Here is a 20,461-nt window from a genome sequence, read left to right as displayed (position 1 = left end):
GCTTGGCGCCCCGGTGATTGGGCCTCATTGCGAGGCGTGGAAACCTTGCCCCAGGCTTGCCGGGGCATTGACGGCCGCCCGTCCCCGACCCGAGGACATGACGACCAGCACAAGGATCGTTACCAGATAGGGCGACATCGACAAATACTCGACGGGGATCGCGCTGCCCGCTGCCTGCAGATTCAGCTGCAAGACGCTGATCCCGCCGAAAAGCCAGGCACCCAGAAGAACCCGCCATGGCCGCCAGCTGGCGAACACGACGATGGCCAGCGCGATCCAGCCCGCGCCGGCGGTGATGCCATCGGTCCATTGCGGCACCCGTACCAGGCTGAGATAGGCCCCGCCCAGACCTGCCATCGCGCCGCCGAACAGGATGCAGAGGACGCGCACGCGCACGACCTTGTAGCCCAGCGAATGCGCGGCATCGTGGTTTTCGCCGACCGCGCGGATGATCAGGCCCAGCCGCGTGCGCCCCATCACCCATGCGGTTCCCGCGACCAGCGCGACCGACAGATAGACCAGCAGGTCATGGCCGAACAGGATCGGCCCCAGGACGGGCAGATCGGCCAGAGGCCCAAAGGGCAGGGGATGCGTGGCCGGGGGCTTGATGCCGTTATAGCCCTGGCCCAGCAAGCTGGACAGGCCCAGCCCGAACAGCGTCAGCGCCAGGCCGGTTGCCACCTGGTTGGTCAGCAGGAACTGGGTCAGGAACGCAAAGATCAGGCTGAGCAACGCGCCCGCGATGGCGCCGCCCAGAAAACCCATGGCCGGACTTCCGGTGGCCACGGCGATGATGAAGCCGCCGATCGCGCCGGTGATCATCATGCCTTCGACGCCCAGGTTCAGAACGCCCGCCTTCTCGACCACCAGCTCGCCGGTCGCGGCCAGAAGGATCGGCACCGAGGCCACAATCAACGCAGCGACAAGCGTGACGGGATCGATCGTGCCAAACAGCATCACCTGGCTCCTTTCACTGGCCGGATGCGATAATTCGTCAGTACGTCCACGCCCAGCAGGAAGAACAGCAGCATGCCCTGGAAGACCTGGATCGCGGCCGCAGGCAGGCCCATGTTGGTCGAGGCCATTTCTCCGCCCACATAGGTCAGCGCCATCAGAAGGCCCGCCAGCACGATGCCCAGTGGGTTCAGTCGGCCAAGGAAGGCGACGATGATCGCCGTGAAGCCATAGCCGGAATTGAAGTCGATCGAGATCTGCCCGGCGGGTCCGGCGACCTCGAACAGGCCCGCAAGCCCGGCCAGCGCCCCCGACAACCCCATGCAGAAGATGACCAGCCGGGTGGGGTCGACCCCGTGAAAACGCGCGGCGCGCGGCGCCTGACCGGCCAGTCGGATCTGGTAACCCAGCACATGGTGCCGCAGCAGGACATGGGCGGCCAAGGCGACGAAAACGGCGGTCACGCCGCCCCAGTGCAGGCCGCTGCCGGCAAACAGCTCGGCATTCGCGGCGGCGGGGTAGCTGGAGAAGTTCCGGCTGCCCGGAAAGCCCATGCCATCGGGGTTGCGCAGGAACCCTGTTGCCGCCTTGGCCAGGATCGTTTCGGCGACATAGACCAGCATCAGCGATACAAGGATTTCGTTGGTGTTGAAGCGCGTGCGCAGGATCGCCGGAATCATCGCCCAGGCCCAACCGCCCAATGCGCCCGCAAGGACCATGACCGGAAAGATCAGGCGGCTTTCGGTCGGATAGACGGCCAGACCCACTGCCGCGCCACAGATCGCGCCCATGATGTACTGGCCCTCGGCGCCAATATTCCAGATGCCCGCGCGAAAGCCCATGGCAAGCCCGATCGCGATCAGGATCAGCGGCCCCGCCTTTACCAGAAGCTGGCCGCGCAGGTAGAAGGCGAAGTCGCCGAACAGGGGCTCCCAGAAGATGGTGCGGATGACCGCGACGGGATCCTTGCCCATGGCCGCGAACAGCAGCCCGCCCGCGATCATCGTCAGCACCACCGCGACCGGAGGCGTGGCATACAGCCAGAAGCGCGACGGGTTCGGCCTGCGTTCAAGCCTGAGCATGATGCGCGACCTCCATGCCGTGGGCTCCTCCCATCATCAGGCCGATCTCCTCCATCGTCAGGCCCTCGGTCGTGCGGGGGCGGGTCAGGCGGCCTTCGTTCAGCACCGCGAAGCGGTCCGAGATCTCCAGAAGTTCGTCAAGATCCTGGCTGATGACCACCACGCCCGCGCCTTCGGCCGCGCGGTTCAGGATGGCCTGGCGGATCGCGGCGGCTGCCGCGGCATCCACGCCCCAGGTGGGCTGGTTGATGACGATGACATCGGGCGCCTGCTCCAGCTCGCGCCCGATCAGGAACTTCTGCAGGTTGCCGCCGGAAAGGGCGCGGGCCGCGACATCCGGGCCGGGTGTGCGCACGTCATAATCGGCGATGATCTGGCGTGCGAATTCCCGTGCCGCGCGCCAGCGGACAAAGCCGCGGCTGACCAGCCCGCGCCGGACCATGCCCGTCAGAAAGGCGTTTTCCGTCAACGTCATGTCGGGCGCGGCAGCATGGCCATAGCGGTCTTCCGGCGCGGCGACCAATCCCATGGCGCGGCGCTTGTCCGGTCCCAGATCGCCCGCGGGGCGGCTGTCGATGCGCACGCGGTCGGGCTCGGTCACGATCTCGCCGGACAGAGCCATCAGCAATTCGTCCTGCCCGTTGCCCGCAACGCCCGCGACGCCAAGGATTTCCCCGCGCGCGACCGTGAAACGGATATCCTTCAGCGCGGTGCCAAAGGCAAAGGGCGAGGGGACCGACAGGTCCGAGACGCCAAGGACGATCCGCCCGCGCTCGGCCTTGACGGTCCGTCGGGTCGGCGACAGCGCCTGCCCGACCATCATCTCGGCCAGTTGCGCCGCGCTGCATTCGCGCGGGTCGCATTCGGCGACGACACGCCCACGCCGCAGCACGGTCGCGCGGTCGCACAGGGCGCGGATCTCTTCCAGCTTGTGCGAGATGTACAGGATCGACGTGCCCTCGGCCGCCAGCTTGCGCAGGGTGGCAAAGAGGATCTTCACCTCCTGCGGCGTCAGGACCGAGGTCGGTTCATCCATGATCAGAAGGCGTGGGTTCTGCAGCAGACAGCGCACGATCTCGACCCGTTGACGCTCGCCGGCCGAAAGGTCGCCAACCCGGCGTGACGGATCCAGCGGCAGGCCGTATTCCTCGCTGACCACGCGGATTCGCGCCGCCAGTTCCCGCATGGGCGGGGCGTCTTCCATCCCCAGCGCGACGTTCTCGGCAACGCTCAGTGCCTCGAACAGCGAAAAGTGCTGAAACACCATGGCAACGCCGCGCGCGCGCGCCTCGCGCGGGGCGGCGGGCGCATAGGGCTGACCGTTCAGAAGCATCCGCCCCTCATCCGGCCGCACGAGGCCATAGATGATCTTGACCAGGGTGGACTTGCCCGCGCCATTTTCGCCCAGCAGTGCGTGGATCTCACCGGGTGCGATGGTCAGGCTGACATCCTCGTTCGCCCTGACGCCGGGATAGGTCTTGCCGACCCCCTCGACCCGGAGAAGATCCCCCCCTGTCATGCCCTGCCATCCCCCGTGCTGTCCGCCCCCGTCCCGGGCGGAGAGATTCGTCCCCCCAATAGCGCGGCTGCGACCCCGACGGCAATCGCCTGTGGATGTTTCCCAAGGGACGGGTCGCCGATCGGACACAGGATGCGGCCGATCCGTTCGGGTGGGTGGCCCAAAGCGGCCAGTCGCGACCGGAACCGCGCCCACTTGGTTGCCGAGCCGATCAGCCCAAGGGAGCGAGAGCCGTGCCCGAGCAGCCGGTGGCACAGATCCAGGTCCAGCGCGTGGGAAAAGGTCAGCACCAGGTGCTCGGCCGATTGCGGTGCCTGTTCGACCAGATCGGACAGCGGGTTTGCGACCCGGGCCTGCACGCCTTCAGGCACGGCAGGGAAGCGGTCCGGCGCGACGTCGGCCCAGATGATGCGGAAGTCGGGCAGCGGATGCAGGACCGAGACGATTGCCCGCCCCACATGGCCCGCGCCCCAGACCCAGATCTCGCGCGCGGGATGCGCGATCGGCTCGATCACCCAGCCGTCGACGATTTCCAGCCGCGGCGGCGACTGGCGTCCACGCGCTTCGCGCAGACGGTCGGCGACACGGCGGGGCATCGCGCCGGTCGTTCCAGGCAGCGGCCGCGCGGCGGGATTGGCAAGCGGATCCAGCCGCGCCCGGTCCCAGATCTCGGTCAGCAGAGTCACCGCGCCGCCGCAGCATTGTCCCATGTCGGGGCCAAGGGCCAGCCGGTCCATGCGGTCACCGGTATCCAGCGCGTCGCGCGCGCGTCCGATCGCGGCAAGTTCCAGCGCGCCGCCGCCGATGGTCCCTTCGAAGCCGTCCGCCCAGACCAGCATCGCCGCGCCAACTTCTCGCGGTGCCGAGCCCTTGACCGAGACGATGACGACGCGGGCCACCCGGCCATGGCGCGCCACGGCGCGTTCCAGCGCCCGGAGGTCGATGCTCATGCCGCCCCTTGCGCGCGCCGGACCGCGCGCAGCACCTGTTCGGGCGTGGCGGGGGCCTGCAGGTTGGGGAAATGCGGCCCGGCCGCGGCGCAGGCCTGGGCCAGCGCGGAAAAGACCGAGATCGCCAGCATGAAGGGCGGCTCGCCCACGGCCTTGGAACGATAGATCGTCTGTTCGCGGTTTGGCCGGTCATACAGGCGGATGTTGAAGATGCGCGGCCGGTCCGCGCAGGCCGGGATCTTGTAGGTCGAAGGCGCATGGGTGCGCAGGCGACCCTTGTCGTCCCAGACGATTTCCTCGCATGTCAGCCAACCCGCGCCCTGGACGAAACCGCCCTCGATCTGGCCGATATCGATGGCCGGGTTCAGGCTGTTGCCGCAATCGTGCAGGATGTCGGTGCGCAGGATGCGGTATTCGCCGGTCAGGGTGTCGATCACGACCTCGCTGATCGCGGCGCCATAGGCGAAGTAATAGAAAGGCCGACCACGCCCCGCCTTGCGGTCCCAGTTGATCTTGGGCGTGGCATAGAACCCGGTCGAAGACAGGCTTACGCGCCCCTGGTGGCAGGCGGCAGCGGCTTCGGCAAAGCTCATCTCGCTGCCCGCCACGGTGACGCGGCCATCGGCAAAGCGGACATCGGCCGGATCGGCCTGGTGCAGGCGCGCCAGATACTCCGCCATCCGCGCGCGGATCGTGTCGCAAGCGACCTTGACCGCCATGCCGTTCAGATCCGACCCCGACGAGGCCGCCGTGGCCGAGGTGTTGGGCACCTTGCCGGTGTCGGTCGCCGTGATGGCGACCTGTTCGACCGGCACGCCGAAGGCCTGCGCCGCGACCTGCGACACCTTGCGAAACAGGCCCTGACCCATCTCGGTCCCGCCATGATTAAGGTGGATCGATCCATCCTGATAGACATGGACCAGCGCGCCGGCCTGGTTCAGATGCGTCAGCGTGAAGGAGATGCCGAACTTCACCGGCGTCAGCGCGATGCCCTTTTTCAGCACTTCGTTCCGGGCATTCCAGTCGGCCACCGCGGCGCGGCGGGCGTCATAATCGGCCTCGCGCGTCAATTCCGCGGTCATGGCGTCCAGGACGAAATCCTCGACCTCCATGTGATAGGGGGTCGTCTGTCGCCGTGGCGCCCCCCCGGCCCCCGCATCCGCATAGAAATTCGCGCGCCGAACCTGCAACGGATCAAGGCCCAGCTCGTGCGCGATGTGGTCCATGACGCGCTCGATCCCCACCATGCCCTGCGGACCGCCGAAGCCGCGGAAAGCCGTGGCCGACTGGGTGTTCGTGCGCAGCCGGTGGCTTTCGATCCGCACGTTTTCCAGAAGATAGGCGTTGTCGGAATGCAGCATCGCGCGGTCGGCGACCGGCAGGCTGAGATCCTGCGCCCAGCCGCAGCGGACGTAATGGGTGAATTCCAGCCCCAAGATGCGGCCGCGTTCATCATATCCCACGCGATAGTCGATCCGGAAATCGTGCCGCTTGCCGGTGATGATCATGTCGTCATCGCGGTCATAGCGCATGCGGGCAGGGCGGCCGAACATCCGTGCGACGATCGCGCAGGCCACGGCCAGCGCATTGCCCTGGCTTTCCTTGCCGCCAAAACCACCGCCCATGCGGCGGCACTCGACCCGCACCGCCGCCATCGGAAGGCCGGTCGCCTCGGCGACCTTGTGCTGGATTTCGGTCGGGTGCTGGGTCGAGGAATGAACGTGGAGGCCTCCTTCGGTCGGCAGGGCGAATGCCGCCTGCCCTTCGAGGTAGAAATGCTCCTGCGCGCCGGTATGGATGCACCCCTGAATCACATGCGGCGCGCGCGCGATGGCGCGATCCGCGTCTCCCTTGATCCAGACGACCGGACCGTCCTCGAAGCGCGAATTCGCCTCGAGCGCCTGCTCGATCGTCAGGATGGCGGGCAATTCTCGCCAGGTGATCCGCGCCTTTCGCGCCGCCTTGCGCGCGGCCAGATGGCTGTCGGCGACGACCAGGAAGATCGGCTGACCGACGTAATGCACCCGCCCGGTGGCCAGAAGCGGCTCGTCATGCGCCGAGGGCGAAACGTCGTTGTCGAAAGGCAGGTCCCGTGCGGTCAGCACGGCGACCACGCCGGGACTCTTCCTGACCTCGGACAGGTCCATCGATTCGATTTCGCCATGCGCGATTTCGGACAGGCCGAAACACAGGTGCAGGCAGTCCGCGGGCAGGGGGACGTCATCGACGTATCGCGCAGCGCCCGTGACATGCAGGGCGGCCGAATCATGGGGTATGGGACGCGAGACGCTCACGGCTCGACCTCCAGAACATTGACGCGCTGGCCCTGTCGTTCGCGGAAATGGCGGACCAGCAGGTTGCGCGCAGCCTCCAGCCGGTATTCGGCCGATCCACGCATGTCGGTCAGCGGGGTGAAATCCTCGGCAAAGGCGGGCAGGGCGCTGGCGATGGTCTCGGCGCTCCACGCGCGGTCGATCAGGGCTGCCTCGACGGCGCGGGCGCGTTTCGGGATACCGGCCATGCCGCCAAAGGCAATGCGGGCGTCCGTGACGCGCCCGTCCTGCACCGCGATGTTGAAACAGCCGCACAGGGTCGAGATGTCCTGGTCAAAACGCTTGGACAGCTTGTAGCAGGCCAGATCCGGCGCTGACGCGGGCATCGTCACGGCTTCGACGAACTCGCCCGGGCGGCGGTCCTGCTTGCCGTAATCGACGAAGAAATCCTCAAGCGCGATCTCGCGTCGATCATTGCCGCGGCGCAGGTGCAGCCGCGCGCCCATGGCGATCAGCGCCGGCGGGCTGTCGCCGATGGGCGAGCCATTCGCGATGTTGCCCCCGATTGTCGCGGCCGCGCGCACCTGCTCGGAGCCGAAGCGGCGCAGAAGCTCGGCAAAAGCGGGGTGGCTGTCGCGCAATGCTGCCCGCAGCGCGGCGATGGTCACGCCCGCGCCGATGCGGATCGCATCGCCTCTTCGTTCGATCCGCTGCAGATCGCGGCAGCCATGCAGGAAGACGATCCGCGGCAGATCCTGCAGCTTCTTGGTGACCCAAAGGCCGATATCGGTCGCGCCTGCGACCAGAACCGCATCGGGGTGATCCAGATACCATGCGGCCAGCTCATCGGCCGATCGCGGCGCAAGCGGGGCCGCCGCGTCGGGCAAAGACGAAAAGTCTTCGCGCAGCCATTCGGGCGGCGGGGTGCCCTCGACGGCGCGCGCGGCGCGCACGATCGGGGCATAGCCCGTGCACCGGCACAGATTGCCGGCCAGGTAATCGTCGTGGTCGCGCGCCCCGCGCAGATGCGCCGTGGCCATCGAAACGACAAAGCCCGGCGTGCAGAATCCGCATTGGCTGCCGTGATTGTCGATCATGGCCTGCTGAACCGGGTGCAACCGCCCGTCCGGGGCAGACAGGCCCTCGACCGTGCGCACGGCGCGCCCATGCAGCTGGGGCAGGAACAGGATGCAGGCGTTCAGCGCCCGGACCGCGCCGTCCGGATCGGTCACCATGACCGTGCAGGCGCCGCAATCGCCCTCGTTGCAGCCTTCCTTGGTGCCCTTCAGGCCGCGCGTCTCGCGCAGCCAGTCCAGAAGCGTCCTCGTCGGGCTTTCGCCCGCGATGCGGACGGGCTGTCCATTCAGAAGAAAGGCGATTTCGGCCATGGATCGGGGTCTGCTCCTGCTATCGGTGGACAAGACTTGCCATTCTCCATCAAGGGGGCTGCGCGGCGGCAAGGCAAGTCAATCTTCTTCGAAATCGATCGCAGCACTTTCACGATTTTCCGAAAGGTCGGCGGAAAGTCGCTTCGTCCAAATGGTCAACTGGATCGGACTGCCCCCGCTGCCGATACTGCGCGCAGTTGGAAACGGGGGGCGCATGTGTCTGGCATATCGGCGATGACCCTTTCGCTTGGCTTTCTGGCGGGGCTTTGGGTGCTGTTCATGGTACTGGCGGGCAGCCGTCGCATGCGGGCCGAGGTCCTGCATCTGGCCGAGCGGCTCGAGTCAGGACCGACAGTCGGCAATCTGGAAAACGCCGTTCCGACGATCGTGGCCGATTTCGCCCTGCGCAACGGCGCCCAGCCGGGGTCGGGCCTGCGGGCGGCCCAGATGCATTTCGAGGGCGAGATCCGGTCCCGCCCCGATGGCCGGTTCCGAGGCGTCCTGGCATGGCAGGTCTCGGCACTCGCGCGTCCCGGCTTTGTGTGGGAGGCCAGGATACCCGGTCTTTTCCCGCCCGGGCTGCGCGTTCTGGACGCGCTGGTTTCCGGCGAAGGCCGGGCCGAGGTCCGCGCGGCGGGTTTCATCGTGCTTGCGCGCGAAAAGGGCCCCGTGCTCAACCTCTCGCAGGTCTGCCGCCACCTGGCGGAACTGCCCTGGATGCCTGATGCGATTCCGGGCAACCCGATGATTGCGTGGCGCATCGGCGGACCGGACCAGGTCGAGGCCCGGCTGACGACACCGGATGGCACGGCACGCGCGATCTTCGGCTTCGACGGGAATGGCGATATCGCAAGCGTTCTGGTCCCTGACCGCCCGGCGCGTCAGCCCGATGGCACTTATGCCCTGCGCGACATGGTCGGACGGTTCAGCGATTATGGCTGGATGGGCGGCCGGCGCCTGCCGCGACGGGCCGAGGTGGGCTGGCGCGAAGCGGACGGCGTGACCGTCTGGTACCGCTGCCGGCTGACGGGTCACCAGTTGATCGCGGATGCGCGGGCCGAGCCCATGGCGGCGCTTTCATCGGCCGGCGCGCTCGGCTAACGTCTGGCCATGGCCGATCCCCGATTCATCCACCTTCGCGTTCACACGGAATATTCCCTGCTGGAAGGGGCGATTCCGCTCAAGAAGCTGATTGGGCTGTGCGACCGGCTGAACATGCCGGCCGTGGCCGTGACCGATACGAACAACCTGTTCGCGGCGCTGGAATTTTCGGTGCTGGCGCGGGGCGCCGGCCTGCAGCCGATCATCGGATGCCAGATCTCGGTCGATTACGACCCGGTCCAGCCCGGCGAAAGGGCAGCGGGTTATGCGCCCATCGTTCTCCTTGTGCAGGACGAGACGGGCTACATGAACCTGATGAAGCTCAATTCCTGTCTCTATCTGCGCGGCGATGGAACGCTTCCGCATGTCACGCTGGAAGAGCTCGAGGCCCATTCGCAGGGCCTGATCTGCCTGACCGGTGGGCCGGAAGGTCCGGTTGGCCGGCTTCTGGCCTCGGGGCAACATGGCCGGGCCGAAGCGCTGCTGCGGCGCATGGCGCGGATCTGGCCCGACCGGCTTTACGTGGAATTGCAGCGCCATCCGGGCGAGGGCGGTCAGCCGACCGAGGCCGAGGCCGCAACCGAACGGGGCCATGTCGAGCTGGCCTATGCGCTGGATCTGCCGCTGGTCGCAACGAATGACGCCTATTTCCCAGCGCCCGACATGTATGAGGCCCATGACGCGCTGATCTGCATCGCCGAGGGCGCCTATGTCGATCAGGCCGAACCGCGCAGGCGCCTGACCCCGCAGCACTACCTGAAAAGCCCCGAGGAAATGGCGGCCCTGTTCGCAGATCTGCCCGAGGCGGTCGCCAATACCGTCGAGATCGCCCGCCGCTGCGCCTATGCGCCGTCCAAGCGCAAGCCGATCCTGCCGAAATTCGCCGATGACGAGGTCCAGGAGCTGCGCCGCCAGGCGCATGCGGGGCTCGAGGCGCGGCTGAAGGTGATCCCCCACGCCGTTCCGGCCGAGGAATACCGCAAGCGGCTGGAATTCGAGCTGGGCATCATCGAGCAGATGGGCTTTCCCGGCTACTTCCTGATCGTTGCCGACTTCATCAAGTGGGCCAAGGCGCAGGGCATTCCGGTGGGGCCGGGGCGGGGCTCGGGCGCGGGTTCGCTTGTCGCCTATGCGCTGACGATCACCGACCTTGATCCGATGCGCTACAACCTGCTGTTCGAGCGGTTCCTGAACCCTGAACGGGTGTCGATGCCGGACTTCGACATCGACTTCTGCATGGACCGGCGCGAAGAGGTCATCGGTTATGTCCAGCAGAAATACGGCCGCGACCGGGTCGCGCAGATCATCACCTTCGGCGCGCTTCTGTCCAAGGCCGCGGTGCGCGACGTCGGGCGCGTCCTGCAGATGCCCTATGGCCAGGTGGACCGGCTGTCCAAGCTGATCCCGGTCGAAGGGGTCAAGCCCGTCTCGATCGAGAAGGCGCTGGCCGAAGAGCCGCGCCTGCGCGAGGCCGCGCGGGCCGAAGAGGTCGTGCAGCGGCTGCTGGACTATGCCCGGCGGGTCGAGGGCCTGTTGCGCAATGCCTCGACCCATGCCGCGGGCGTCGTGATCGGCGACCGGCCGCTGGACGAGCTGGTGCCGCTGTATCGCGACCCGCGTTCGGACATGCCGGCCACCCAGTTCAACATGAAGTGGGTCGAGCAGGCGGGCCTGGTCAAGTTCGACTTCCTTGGCCTGAAGACGCTGACGGTCATCCAGAACGCCGTCGACCTGATCCGCGCGCAGGGCCGGCATCTGCATATCGCGGCCGATGGACGCAAGCTGTATGACCCGCCGGAAGGCGCGGTGGACCAGATCAACGCGATCCCGCTGGACGATCCCGAAACCTACAAGCTTTATGCCAGCGCCCGCACCGTCGCGGTGTTCCAGGTGGAAAGCTCGGGCATGATGGATGCGCTGCGGCGCATGAAGCCCACCTGCATCGAGGACATCGTCGCGCTGGTGGCCCTGTATCGTCCCGGCCCGATGGAAAACATCCCCGTCTATTGCGAGGTCAAGAACGGCCTGCGCGAGCGGGAATCGGTGCATCCTCTGATCGACCACATTCTCGAGGAAACCCAGGGCATCATCGTCTACCAGGAACAGGTGATGCAGATCGCCCAGGTCATGGCGGGATACAGCCTTGGCGGCGCCGACCTTCTGCGCCGCGCGATGGGCAAGAAGATCCCCGAGGAGATGGCCAAGGAACGGCCCAAGTTCATCAAGGGGGCGACCGCCAACGGCGTGGACGAGAAGAAGGCCGGCGAGGTCTTTGACCTTCTGGAAAAGTTCGCCAATTACGGCTTCAACAAGTCGCACGCGGCGGCCTATGCCGTGGTCAGCTACCAGACCGCCTGGCTGAAGGCCAACCATCCGGTCGAGTTCATGGCAGGCGTCATGAACTGCGACATACATCTGACCGACAAGCTGGCGATCTATGCCGAGGAAGTGCGTCGGGGGCTGAAAATCGAGATCGTGCCGCCCTGCGTCAATCGCTCGGGCGCGACCTTCCGGGTCGAGGGGGGGCGGATCCATTACGCGCTGGGCGCGCTGAAGAATGTCGGCGTCGAGGCAATGCGCATGATCGAGGCGGCGCGGGGCGATCGGCCCTTTGCCACTTTGTTCGATTTCGCCCGCAGGGTCGATCTGAAGCGGATCGGCAAGCGCCCGCTGGAGATGCTGGCGCGCGCCGGGGCCTTCGATCAGCTGGATCCGAACCGGGCGCGGGTGTTTGCCTCGATCGACACGCTGGTCGCATGGTCGGCGTCGATCCACGAGGGGCGGGCCTCGGCGCAGGTGTCGCTGTTCGGCGAAGGGGGCGACGACCTGCCCGAGCCGCGCCTGCCCAATGTCGATGACTGGCTGCCGGCCGAGCGCCTGTCTCAAGAGCACCTTGCCGTGGGCTTCTACCTGACCGGGCATCCTCTGGACGATTATGCTCCGGCGCTGAAGCGCAAGGGGCTGATGACGCTGGCCGAGCTGCAGGAAAAGGCCGAACAGGAGGGGGCCGCTGTGGCGCGCGTTGGCGTGCTGGTCTCGGCCCTTCAGGAACGCAAGTCGGCACGGGGCACGCGGTTCTTCCGCATGAACATCTCCGATCCGACCGGGCAGGTGGCGGGCATCGCGCTGTTCCCCGAGGATTTCGATGCCTGTCGCAAGGTCTTTGACCAGACCAGCCAGGTCATCATGACGCTCGAGGCGCGGTTCAACGAAGGCCAGTTCGACCCGGTCGGACGGTCGGTGGCCCCGATGGAGGCGATGATCGCCGATGTCTCGGCCGGGCTGCGCATCCATCTGCAGGACGAGACGGCCGTGGGGTCGGTCGCCTCGCTTCTGTCGCGGATGAGCGAAGAGGGCCGCATCCGTTCGCGCGGGCCGATCCGGTTCTGCGTCCTCGATCCGCGCACGGGCGCCGAGATCGAGCTGGACGCTGGCGAGGAATGGCCCGTCAATCCCCAGATCAAGGGCGCGATCAAGGCGATCCCCGGCGTGGCGCTGGTCGAGGATATCTGAGGCGTTTTAGCCTCGCGGGGCGAAGAAGCGCGCAAAGCTGACGGCCAGGATGATCCGCATCAGATGATGCGCGGTCACGTAAAGGATCGACATCTTCAGCGACAGGGCGATCAGGCCCATCTCGACCAGCCCGCCGGGCGCAAAGGCAAGGATCACGGCGCGCACCGGTTCGCCGATCCAGGGGGCCAGCAGGAAGCCGACGGCGACCGCCCCGCCCAGCGTCACGCATCCGTTCAGCAGGGCCAGCTGCAGGGCATCGAGGATGCGCCGGACAGGCATTCCCGCAAAGCGTACGCCAAGGGCAGTGCCGATCACCACCTGCGCCGAGGCAACCAGCCAGCCGGGCGGGGCGGCATTGGTCCAGCCCATGACATGGGCCAGGACCGAAAGCAGGATCGGCCCCAGGACGTGGCCGGCGGGCAGCTTCAGGCGCAACCCGATCATGAGCCCGATCACCGCGCAGGCGGCCATGATGGCAAGGTCCGGCAGGCCCGCGGGGCTGCCGGCAACCGCCGCGCCCGCCGCCGAGCCGACGGCATGGCCCTCCATGATCGAAAAGCCCAGCGGCACCGCCACGATGGTCAGGATCAGGCGCAGGAATTGCAGCATGGCCAGCATCTGCATGTCGGCGCCGGCCTCTTCGCCCATCTGCACCGTCTCGACCAGACCGCCGGGGGCCGCGCCATAGAAGGCCGTCAACCGGTCCACCCGACCGGTTGACGCAATCAGGCGATAGCCGATCTGGTGGACGATGGGAATGAACAGGCACAGAACGGCCAGCGATGGCATCCAGCCCACGGCCTCGGCAAGCAGTCCGGGCCGCGCGGCGCTGCCGATCGCCACGCCAATGATGGGGACAAAGGCCATGCGGATGCTCTGGGGTGCCTGCGGCAGGTGGCCCAAGGGGCGCAGGCCCGCCACCGCCGCGGCGCCGACCGCAAGCAGCGAGCCCAGCAGCATGGGCAGCGGCAGATGCAATGCCTTGGCGATCAGACCGCCCGAAAGGCCCACCGCATAGGTCAGGGCAACGGTCGGCCAATGTGGCCTTCCAAGAATACGGAGCAGAATGGTACGCATGGAGATAACCGCAGGTTCGGACCGAACCTGTCACCATGCGCGGGCGACCGCAAGCGGTGTCCTAGTAATGGGGCGGGACCTCGTCGGCGGGTGGCAACTGGCCCGTGGCGATGGCTTCGGCCTCGGCCGCGCGTTCCATCAGCATCTGGACGCGACGGGTCAGGGTATCGATCTCGCGCGTCTGACGGGCAACCACGTCGGACAGATCGTCCACCGCGCGGCGCAGATGGGCCAGTTCCTCTTCGACATGTTCCAGTCTGTCCTGCATGGTCATTCCTCCTTGCGCTGCTGTCTGGTCCAAAGGCCGCGAAAGCGGGGCATGGACAAAATCGGCGCGGCTCTGCCTTGTTCCCCTTGGCTGCATCCGCTACACCCCCGGCGGATCAGATTGAAGGGTCGGACCATGGCCAGGGACAAGGGACCGCGCAGACCGAAGGCCGAAACGCCAAAGGGCTTTCGTGACTATTTTGGATCGGATGTGACCGAACGCAAGGCGATGCTGGACCGCATTGCCGAAGTCTATCACCGCCATGGCTTCGAGCCGCTGGAAACCTCGGCGGTCGAAACGGTCGAGGCATTGGGCAAGTTCCTGCCCGATGTCGATCGTCCGAACGAGGGCGTCTTTGCCTGGAAGGACGACGATGCGGGCTGGCTGGCTCTGCGCTATGACCTGACCGCGCCGCTGGCGCGCGTGGCCGCGCAATACCGAAACGACTTGCCCTTTCCCTATCGCCGCTATGCGATGGGGCCGGTCTGGCGCAACGAAAAGCCGGGGCCCGGACGCTTCCGCCAGTTCTATCAGTGCGATGCCGATACGGTGGGCGCCCCGACGGTGGCGGCGGATGCCGAGATCTGCGGGATGCTGTCCGAGGCGCTGGAAGAGGTTGGCATTCCGCGCGGCGACTACGTGGTGCGGGTCAACAACCGCAAGGTTCTGAACGGCGTGATGGAGGTCGCGGGCATCCTGGACCCGACCGATCCGTCGCGTTTCGAGACCGAGCGCGGCATCGTGATGCGCGCCATCGACAAGATCGACCGGCTGGGCGAAGCCGGAGTGCGGGCCCTGATCGGCGAGGGGCGTCTGGACGAATCCGGCGACTTCACCAAGGGGGCGGGGCTGTCGCAGGAACAGGCCGATGTCGTGCTGGGCTTCATGTCCGCGCGCGGTGCGGACGGGGCCCAGACGCTGGCCCGTTTGGGCGAGCTGGTGGGCAGCAGCGAAACCGGGCGCGAAGGCGTTGCGGAACTGGCCACGATCGCCGAACTGCTGGACGCACAGGGCTACGGCCCCGACCGCATCGTCATCGACCCGTCGGTCGTCCGCGGCCTTGGATATTACACCGGACCGGTCTTCGAGGCCGAGCTGACCTTCGAAATACGCGACGAAAAGGGCCGCCCGCGGCAGTTCGGTTCGGTCGCAGGGGGCGGTCGCTATGACGACCTGGTCAAGCGATTCACCGGACAGACGGTGCCGGCAACCGGTGTCTCGATCGGCGTCGACCGGCTTCTGGCCGCCTTGCGCGCCAAGGGGCGTGTTCAGGCCGATACGCGCGGCCCCGTCGTCGTCACCGTGATGGATCGCGATCGCATGGCCGAGTATCAGGCCATGGCGGCCGAGTTGCGCCGCGCGGGCATTCGCGCCGAGGTCTATCTGGGGAACCCGAAGAACTTCGGCAATCAGTTGAAATACGCCGACCGCCGCAATGCGCCGGTCGCAATCATCCAGGGCAGTGACGAGGCCGCGCGCGGCGTGGTCCAGATCAAGGACCTGTATCTGGGCGCGAAGCTGGCCGCCGAGGCAACGCACGAGGAATGGAAGGCGCAGCCCGCCCAGTTCGAGGCGCCGCGCGAAGATCTGGTCGCGCATGTGCGGCGCATTCTGGAGGGCGGCTGAATGGCAGGCAAGGCCGAGGCGCGGGCCGAGGCCGCGCGGCTGATGCAGGCATTCCTCGACGCGGGCGCCCGCGCCGTCGAGGCCGACATCCTGCAACCTGCGGAGACATTGCTTGACCTTTATGGCGAGGACATCCGCGCCCGCGCCTATGTGACCAACGACCCGCTGCGCGGCGAGATGATGCTGCGCCCCGATTTCACCGTGCCCGTTGTGCAGATGCACATGGCCGGGGGCGCCGAGCCCGCGCGCTATTGCTATGCGGGCGAGGTCTTCCGCAAGCAGGAGCGGCCTTCGGCGCGCGCGGTCGAATACCTTCAGGTCGGCTATGAGGTCTTTGACCGCGACGATCCGGTCGCTGCCGATGCCGAGGTCTTTTCCCTGTTCGACCGGCTTCTGTCGCCGCTGGGCCTGCGTGCCATCACCGGGGATATCGCGATCCTGACGGCCGCGGTGCGCGGGCTGGACACGATCGACAGCCGCAAGCGGGCGCTGTTGCGCCATGTCTGGCGCCCGCGCCGGTTCACCCGGCTGCTGGAGCGCTTTGGCGGTCTGCAGCCCCAGCCCGAGTCGCGTCAGCGCCTGATCGCGAACCTGCGGGCAGGGCGCATGCCCGAGGCCGCCGCGCCGCTGATCGGTCTGCGTTCGCGCGTCGAGATCGAGGCGCGCCTGGCGGCCCTTGTCGAGGATGCCGAGGCCCCGCCCATTCCCGCACAGCAGGTCGCCCAGATCGAGGCGCTTCTGAACCTGTCGGGCAAGGCTGGCGCCGCCCTGGACAGGTTGCGCGAGATGGCTGCCGAGATGCCCGCGATCCGCGCCGCGACCGATCGGCTGGCCCAGCGGCTCGACGCCCTCGCGGGCCGCGGCATCAACGTGGATGCGCTGGACTTCGAGGCCAGCCATGGTCGTTCGACCATGGAATATTATGACGGTTTCGTCTTTGCCTTCCATGCGCCGAACCCGGATCTGCCGCCTGTGGCCTCGGGCGGGCGCTATGACGCGCTGACGGCCGTCCTGGGGCAGGGGCGGTCGATCCCGGCGGTCGGCGGCGTCATCCGCCCGGGCCTTGTCGCCGACCTGAAGGGGGCGCAGCCATGCTGAAGCTGGGGGTGCCGTCCAAGGGGCGGCTGATGGAAAAGACGTTCGACTGGTTCGGTCAGCGCGGCGTTCGTCTGCACAAGGCGGGGTCCGAACGCGAATACGCCGCGCGCGTCGAGGGGATCGAGGGGCTGTCCCTGGTGCTGCTGTCGGCGGGCGAAATCCCGCGGGAACTGGCAGCGGGGCGCATCCATCTGGGGGTCACGGGCTCGGATCTCGTGCGCGAGAAGCTGGCCGATTGGCCTGCCCAGGTGCGCGAGCTGGTCCCGATGGGCTTTGGCCATGCCGACCTGGTGATCGCGGTTCCCGCGGCCTGGATCGACGTGGACACGCTGGACGATCTGGATGCGGTCGCCGCGGCGTTTCGCGCCACCCATGGCCACCGGCTGCGCATCGCGACCAAGTATCATCGCCTGGTGCGCGAATTCCTGCGCGAAAACGGCGTCGCGGATTATCAGCTTGTGGACAGCCAGGGCGCGACCGAGGGCACGGTGAAGAACCTGACCGCCGAGGCGATCGCCGACATCACCTCGACCGGCGAGACGCTGCGGGCAAATCATCTGAAGATCCTTGCGGACGGGCTGGTCCATGCCAGCCAGGCGACGCTGTTCATGTCGCGCAATGCCCGGTTCGGCGATGACGAAACCCGCACCCTTTCCGTGCTTGCCCGGCGTCTGGGGCTGGACGAGGTTCGCCCCTGAGTCAGCGTATGCCGAATTCGGCAAGCGCCTCGGCCAGGCCGGGCGGCAAGGTATCGTCCTGTGCGGACCCCACGCGCAAATCGCGCGGCGCATCCTGCGGGTCGAGATAGCGCCAGCCCTGGAACGGCCGGCGTGGCGCGGGTTCGGTCCGGATAACCTCGGGGTCCAGGATGATCGCGCAGCGCGGTTTGCCGTCCTGGCCGTCGACCTCTTCCAGCCGCAGGACCCTCTGGCGGCACAGGATCGCGCCCTTTATGACCCAATACAGCGATCCGCCGTTCAGCAGCTCTTCGGCGCGCCTTGGCCACATCCGCGTGACATGACGGCGCGCCCCGCCGGGCAGGGGCGAGGGATTGGCCGCATGCCAGGCCAGCAGGTCCTCGACGCTGTCGGCGCCGACGCAGAGTTTTACCAGATGAACCAGATCAGCCATTGCGCGTTTTCTCAAGACCTTGGGTATTCTAGTGCCTGCACCCCCGAGATCAAGTTGACCGGCACGGTGCGCTTGCGTATCTTCAAAAGCCTTTCGAAAAGTCGAGGATCACGATGAGCCGTTTTGCCGCCCCCATCGCCGAGTCCATCTGGGACATGAAATACCGCTTCAAGTCTGCTGACGGAACGCCGATCGACGGCACGGTCGAGGATACCTGGCGGCGCGTGGCGCGCGCGCTGGCCGCCGTGGAGAAAGAGCCCGAGACTTGGGAGGAACGGTTCTACGCCGCGCTTGAGGATTTCCGCTTTCTTCCCGCGGGCCGGATCACGGCCGGGGCGGGCACGGGACGCAACGTGACCCTGTTCAACTGCTTCGTGATGGGCACGATCCCAGATGACATGGCGGGCATCTTCGAGATGCTGAAGGAGGCCGCGCTGACGATGCAGCAGGGCGGCGGGATCGGCTATGACTTTTCGACCATCCGCCCGCGCGGGGCCGAGGTCAAGGGCGTGGGCGCCGATGCCTCGGGTCCGCTGTCGTTCATGGATGTCTGGGATGCGATGTGCCGCACGATCATGTCGGCGGGCTCGCGGCGCGGGGCGATGATGGCCACGATGCGCTGCGACCACCCGGACATCGAAGCCTTCATCGAGGCCAAGCGCGACCCGGCGCGACTGCGCAATTTCAACCTGTCGGTGCTTGTCACCGATCCGTTCATGGATGCGGTCCGGCAGGACAAGCCGTGGGATCTGGTCTTTGGCGGCAAGGTCTATCGCACGGTCCAGGCTCGCGATCTTTGGAACAAGATCATGCGGGCGACCTATGACTATGCCGAACCGGGCGTGATCTTCATCGATCGCATCAACGCGATGAACAACCTGTCCTATTGCGAGACGATCGCGGCCACCAATCCCTGCGGCGAACAGCCTCTGCCGCCCTATGGCGCCTGTCTTCTGGGCTCGATCAACCTGGCGCGGCTGGTGCGCGATCCCTTTGGCGAGGACGCCGAACTGGACCTGCAGGAGCTGGACGAACTGGTGCGCACGGCCGTTCGGATGATGGACAACACCATCGATGCCAGCCGTTTCCCGCTGCCCCAGCAGAAGGAAGAGGCCCACGCCAAGCGCCGCATCGGACTGGGCGTCACGGGACTTGCGGACGCGCTGCTGATGCTGAAGCTGCGTTATGGCTCTGAGGAGGCCGCGCGGCAGACCGAGGAATGGATGCACCGCATCGCCCACACGGCCTATCTGGCCAGCGTGGACCTTGCGCGCGAGAAGGGCGCCTTCCCGCTGTTCGACGCCGAGAAATACCTTGCCTCGGGCACGATGCGCCAGATGGACGAGGACGTGCGCGAAGCCGTGGCGAGGCACGGCATCCGCAACGCATTGCTGACCTCGATCGCGCCCACGGGCACGATCAGCCTTTATGCGGGCAATGTCTCGTCGGGGATCGAGCCGGTCTTCGCCTATGCCTACAAGCGCAAGGTTCTGCTGAAGGACGGCTCGCGCATCGAGGAAGAGGTCGTGGACTACGCCGTGCAGCTGTGGCGCGAACGCTTTGGCGATGCGCCCTTGCCCGACTGGTTCGTCGATGCCCAGACGCTGGCGCCGCTGGACCATGTGCGGATGCAGGCGGCGGCGCAGAAATGGGTCGATTCGTCGATTTCCAAGACCATCAACTGCCCCGAGGAAATCAGCTTCGAGGCATTCAAGGATGTGTATCTTGCGGCCTATGAAAGCGGCTGCAAGGGCTGCACGACCTATCGGCCGAACCCGGTTACCGGGTCGGTGCTGTCGGTGTCCGAATCGGCCGAAAAGGCGCCGGAAGTCGATCAAGGCGCCGATGTCGTCTATCTGTCCGAGCCGCTGGAGCGGCCCCAGGCCCTGGAAGGCACGACCTACAAGCTGAAATGGCCGGGCAGCGAGCATGCGATCTACATCACGATCAACGACATCGTGCAGGGCGGGCGTCGGCGGCCCTTCGAGGTCTTCATCAACTCCAAGAACATGGAGCATTTCGCCTGGACCGTGGCGCTGACGCGGATGATCTCGGCCGTGTTCCGGCGCGGAGGAGACGTCAGCTTCGTGGTCGAGGAATTGAAGGCGGTCTTCGATCCGCGCGGCGGCGCCTGGGTGAACGGGCGTTACATTCCGTCGATCCTGGCCGCCATCGGCGGGGTGATCGAGCGTCACATGATCGCGATCGGATTCATCGAGGGCGAAGGGCTGGGGCTGAAGTCCGACCCCAAGGCCGATGTGAAGGTCGTGGGCGAGGCACCGCGCGGCCCGGCCTGTCCGTCCTGCGGCCAGTACGACATGCAGATGATCGAAGGCTGCATGACCTGCGCCTCGTGCGGTTATTCGAAATGCGGCTGACGGGGAAAGGGCGTTGACACCGCCCGCCGCGCCGCTATAAGCCCGCCATCCCCGAGCGGAGAGTCCGGGGTTCAATTGGTGTTGGTGGCCCCCGCAAGGGGAT

The 20,461-nt window shown here is 66.8% G+C and carries 15 protein-coding genes; 6 read left to right on the top strand and 9 right to left on the bottom strand.

The genetic code is table 11. From position 1 onward, the window contains the following. Window positions 1-24: 24 nt before the first annotated feature. From LV82_RS12275 to xdhA, 6 genes are read right to left on the bottom strand one after another with little or no spacing between them, the layout of a single operon-like run. Window positions 25-957 carry an ABC transporter permease gene (locus LV82_RS12275; protein ID WP_104072107.1) on the bottom strand — a complete coding sequence of 311 codons (933 nt, stop codon included), beginning with the start codon at window positions 955-957 and terminating at the stop codon, window positions 25-27. Next, window positions 957-2,036, bottom strand: a complete 1,080-nt coding sequence (locus tag LV82_RS12270) for an ABC transporter permease (protein ID WP_104072105.1) — start codon at window positions 2,034-2,036, stop codon at window positions 957-959. Before LV82_RS12270 ends, LV82_RS12275 begins: the two co-directional genes overlap by 1 nt. Continuing rightward, window positions 2,023-3,555 (bottom strand): ABC transporter ATP-binding protein, encoded by a 1,533-nt coding sequence (locus LV82_RS12265; RefSeq protein WP_104072103.1) that lies wholly within the window; start codon window positions 3,553-3,555, stop codon window positions 2,023-2,025. Before LV82_RS12265 ends, LV82_RS12270 begins: the two co-directional genes overlap by 14 nt. Continuing rightward, the gene (xdhC, locus tag LV82_RS12260) at window positions 3,552-4,505 is read right to left on the bottom strand and encodes a xanthine dehydrogenase accessory protein XdhC (RefSeq protein ID WP_104072101.1); all 954 of its coding nucleotides are present in this window, start codon (window positions 4,503-4,505) and stop codon (window positions 3,552-3,554) included. The genes LV82_RS12265 and xdhC overlap by 4 nt, the downstream gene beginning before the upstream one ends. Then, a complete protein-coding gene (xdhB, locus tag LV82_RS12255; RefSeq protein ID WP_104072099.1) occupies window positions 4,502-6,799 on the bottom strand; it encodes a xanthine dehydrogenase molybdopterin binding subunit in 2,298 nt (765 codons plus the stop codon). Before xdhB ends, xdhC begins: the two co-directional genes overlap by 4 nt. Then, a complete protein-coding gene (gene xdhA, locus LV82_RS12250; protein ID WP_104072097.1) occupies window positions 6,796-8,166 on the bottom strand; it encodes a xanthine dehydrogenase small subunit in 1,371 nt (456 codons plus the stop codon). Before xdhA ends, xdhB begins: the two co-directional genes overlap by 4 nt. Before the next feature lie 234 nt (window positions 8,167-8,400). Between xdhA and LV82_RS12245 the strand changes: the two genes are divergently transcribed. Both LV82_RS12245 and dnaE read left to right on the top strand, forming a co-directional pair. Further along, window positions 8,401-9,267: a DUF6544 family protein gene (locus LV82_RS12245; RefSeq protein WP_104072095.1), complete on the top strand. Its 867-nt coding sequence runs from the start codon at window positions 8,401-8,403 to the stop codon at window positions 9,265-9,267. A 9-nt stretch (window positions 9,268-9,276) separates the two neighbouring features. Next, complete coding sequence (dnaE, locus tag LV82_RS12240) at window positions 9,277-12,780, top strand: DNA polymerase III subunit alpha (RefSeq protein ID WP_104072093.1); 3,504 nt, start codon at window positions 9,277-9,279, stop codon at window positions 12,778-12,780. Window positions 12,781-12,786: 6 nt separating this feature from the next. Here dnaE and LV82_RS12235 read toward each other — a convergent pair whose 3' ends face one another. Next, entirely contained in the window at window positions 12,787-13,857 is a 1,071-nt protein-coding gene (locus tag LV82_RS12235) for an AbrB family transcriptional regulator (protein WP_104072091.1), read from the bottom strand. A 61-nt stretch (window positions 13,858-13,918) separates the two neighbouring features. Beyond that, window positions 13,919-14,125: a SlyX family protein gene (locus LV82_RS12230; protein WP_211289213.1), complete on the bottom strand. Its 207-nt coding sequence runs from the start codon at window positions 14,123-14,125 to the stop codon at window positions 13,919-13,921. A 135-nt stretch (window positions 14,126-14,260) separates the two neighbouring features. Between LV82_RS12230 and hisS the strand changes: the two genes are divergently transcribed. Genes hisS through hisG form a run of 3 tightly spaced genes read left to right on the top strand, consistent with a single transcriptional unit; the run spans window position 14,261 to window position 17,547 of the window. After that, entirely contained in the window at window positions 14,261-15,751 is a 1,491-nt protein-coding gene (gene hisS, locus LV82_RS12225) for a histidine--tRNA ligase (protein ID WP_104072090.1), read from the top strand. Next, window positions 15,752-16,849, top strand: a complete 1,098-nt coding sequence (locus LV82_RS12220; RefSeq protein WP_104072087.1) for an ATP phosphoribosyltransferase regulatory subunit — start codon at window positions 15,752-15,754, stop codon at window positions 16,847-16,849. Next, window positions 16,843-17,547, top strand: a complete 705-nt coding sequence (gene hisG / locus LV82_RS12215) for an ATP phosphoribosyltransferase (protein WP_104072085.1) — start codon at window positions 16,843-16,845, stop codon at window positions 17,545-17,547. The genes LV82_RS12220 and hisG overlap by 7 nt, the downstream gene beginning before the upstream one ends. A 1-nt stretch (window position 17,548) precedes the next feature. Here hisG and LV82_RS12210 read toward each other — a convergent pair whose 3' ends face one another. Then, the gene (locus LV82_RS12210) at window positions 17,549-17,980 is read right to left on the bottom strand and encodes a DUF1489 family protein (protein ID WP_104072083.1); all 432 of its coding nucleotides are present in this window, start codon (window positions 17,978-17,980) and stop codon (window positions 17,549-17,551) included. Between the two features lie 113 nt (window positions 17,981-18,093). Between LV82_RS12210 and LV82_RS12205 the strand changes: the two genes are divergently transcribed. Beyond that, complete coding sequence (locus tag LV82_RS12205; protein WP_104072081.1) at window positions 18,094-20,358, top strand: adenosylcobalamin-dependent ribonucleoside-diphosphate reductase; 2,265 nt, start codon at window positions 18,094-18,096, stop codon at window positions 20,356-20,358. Window positions 20,359-20,461 lie beyond the last annotated feature (103 nt).

It is taken from the genome of Albidovulum inexpectatum, from assembly GCF_002927635.1.
Classification (GTDB): domain Bacteria; phylum Pseudomonadota; class Alphaproteobacteria; order Rhodobacterales; family Rhodobacteraceae; genus Albidovulum; species Albidovulum inexpectatum.
The sequence above is the reverse complement of the archived record's forward strand: the minus strand, read 5'-3'. Positions and strand labels throughout refer to the sequence as shown.

What these genes read in the sequence shown, in the direction of transcription:
- LV82_RS12270 (WP_104072105.1), bottom strand. Translation starts at nt 2,036, where the DNA reads ATGCTCAGGCTTGAACGCAGGCCGAACCCGTCGCGCTTCTGGCTGTAT.
- xdhC (WP_104072101.1), bottom strand. Translation starts at nt 4,505, where the DNA reads ATGAGCATCGACCTCCGGGCGCTGGAACGCGCCGTGGCGCGCCATGGC.
- hisS (WP_104072090.1), top strand. Translation starts at nt 14,261, where the DNA reads ATGGCCAGGGACAAGGGACCGCGCAGACCGAAGGCCGAAACGCCAAAG.
- LV82_RS12210 (WP_104072083.1), bottom strand. Translation starts at nt 17,980, where the DNA reads ATGGCTGATCTGGTTCATCTGGTAAAACTCTGCGTCGGCGCCGACAGC.
- LV82_RS12245 (WP_104072095.1), top strand. Translation starts at nt 8,401, where the DNA reads ATGACCCTTTCGCTTGGCTTTCTGGCGGGGCTTTGGGTGCTGTTCATG.
- LV82_RS12220 (WP_104072087.1), top strand. Translation starts at nt 15,752, where the DNA reads ATGGCAGGCAAGGCCGAGGCGCGGGCCGAGGCCGCGCGGCTGATGCAG.
- hisG (WP_104072085.1), top strand. Translation starts at nt 16,843, where the DNA reads ATGCTGAAGCTGGGGGTGCCGTCCAAGGGGCGGCTGATGGAAAAGACG.
- xdhA (WP_104072097.1), bottom strand. Translation starts at nt 8,166, where the DNA reads ATGGCCGAAATCGCCTTTCTTCTGAATGGACAGCCCGTCCGCATCGCG.
- LV82_RS12265 (WP_104072103.1), bottom strand. Translation starts at nt 3,555, where the DNA reads ATGACAGGGGGGGATCTTCTCCGGGTCGAGGGGGTCGGCAAGACCTAT.
- LV82_RS12230 (WP_211289213.1), bottom strand. Translation starts at nt 14,125, where the DNA reads ATGCAGGACAGACTGGAACATGTCGAAGAGGAACTGGCCCATCTGCGC.
- LV82_RS12205 (WP_104072081.1), top strand. Translation starts at nt 18,094, where the DNA reads ATGAGCCGTTTTGCCGCCCCCATCGCCGAGTCCATCTGGGACATGAAA.
- dnaE (WP_104072093.1), top strand. Translation starts at nt 9,277, where the DNA reads ATGGCCGATCCCCGATTCATCCACCTTCGCGTTCACACGGAATATTCC.
- LV82_RS12235 (WP_104072091.1), bottom strand. Translation starts at nt 13,857, where the DNA reads ATGCGTACCATTCTGCTCCGTATTCTTGGAAGGCCACATTGGCCGACC.
- LV82_RS12275 (WP_104072107.1), bottom strand. Translation starts at nt 957, where the DNA reads ATGCTGTTTGGCACGATCGATCCCGTCACGCTTGTCGCTGCGTTGATT.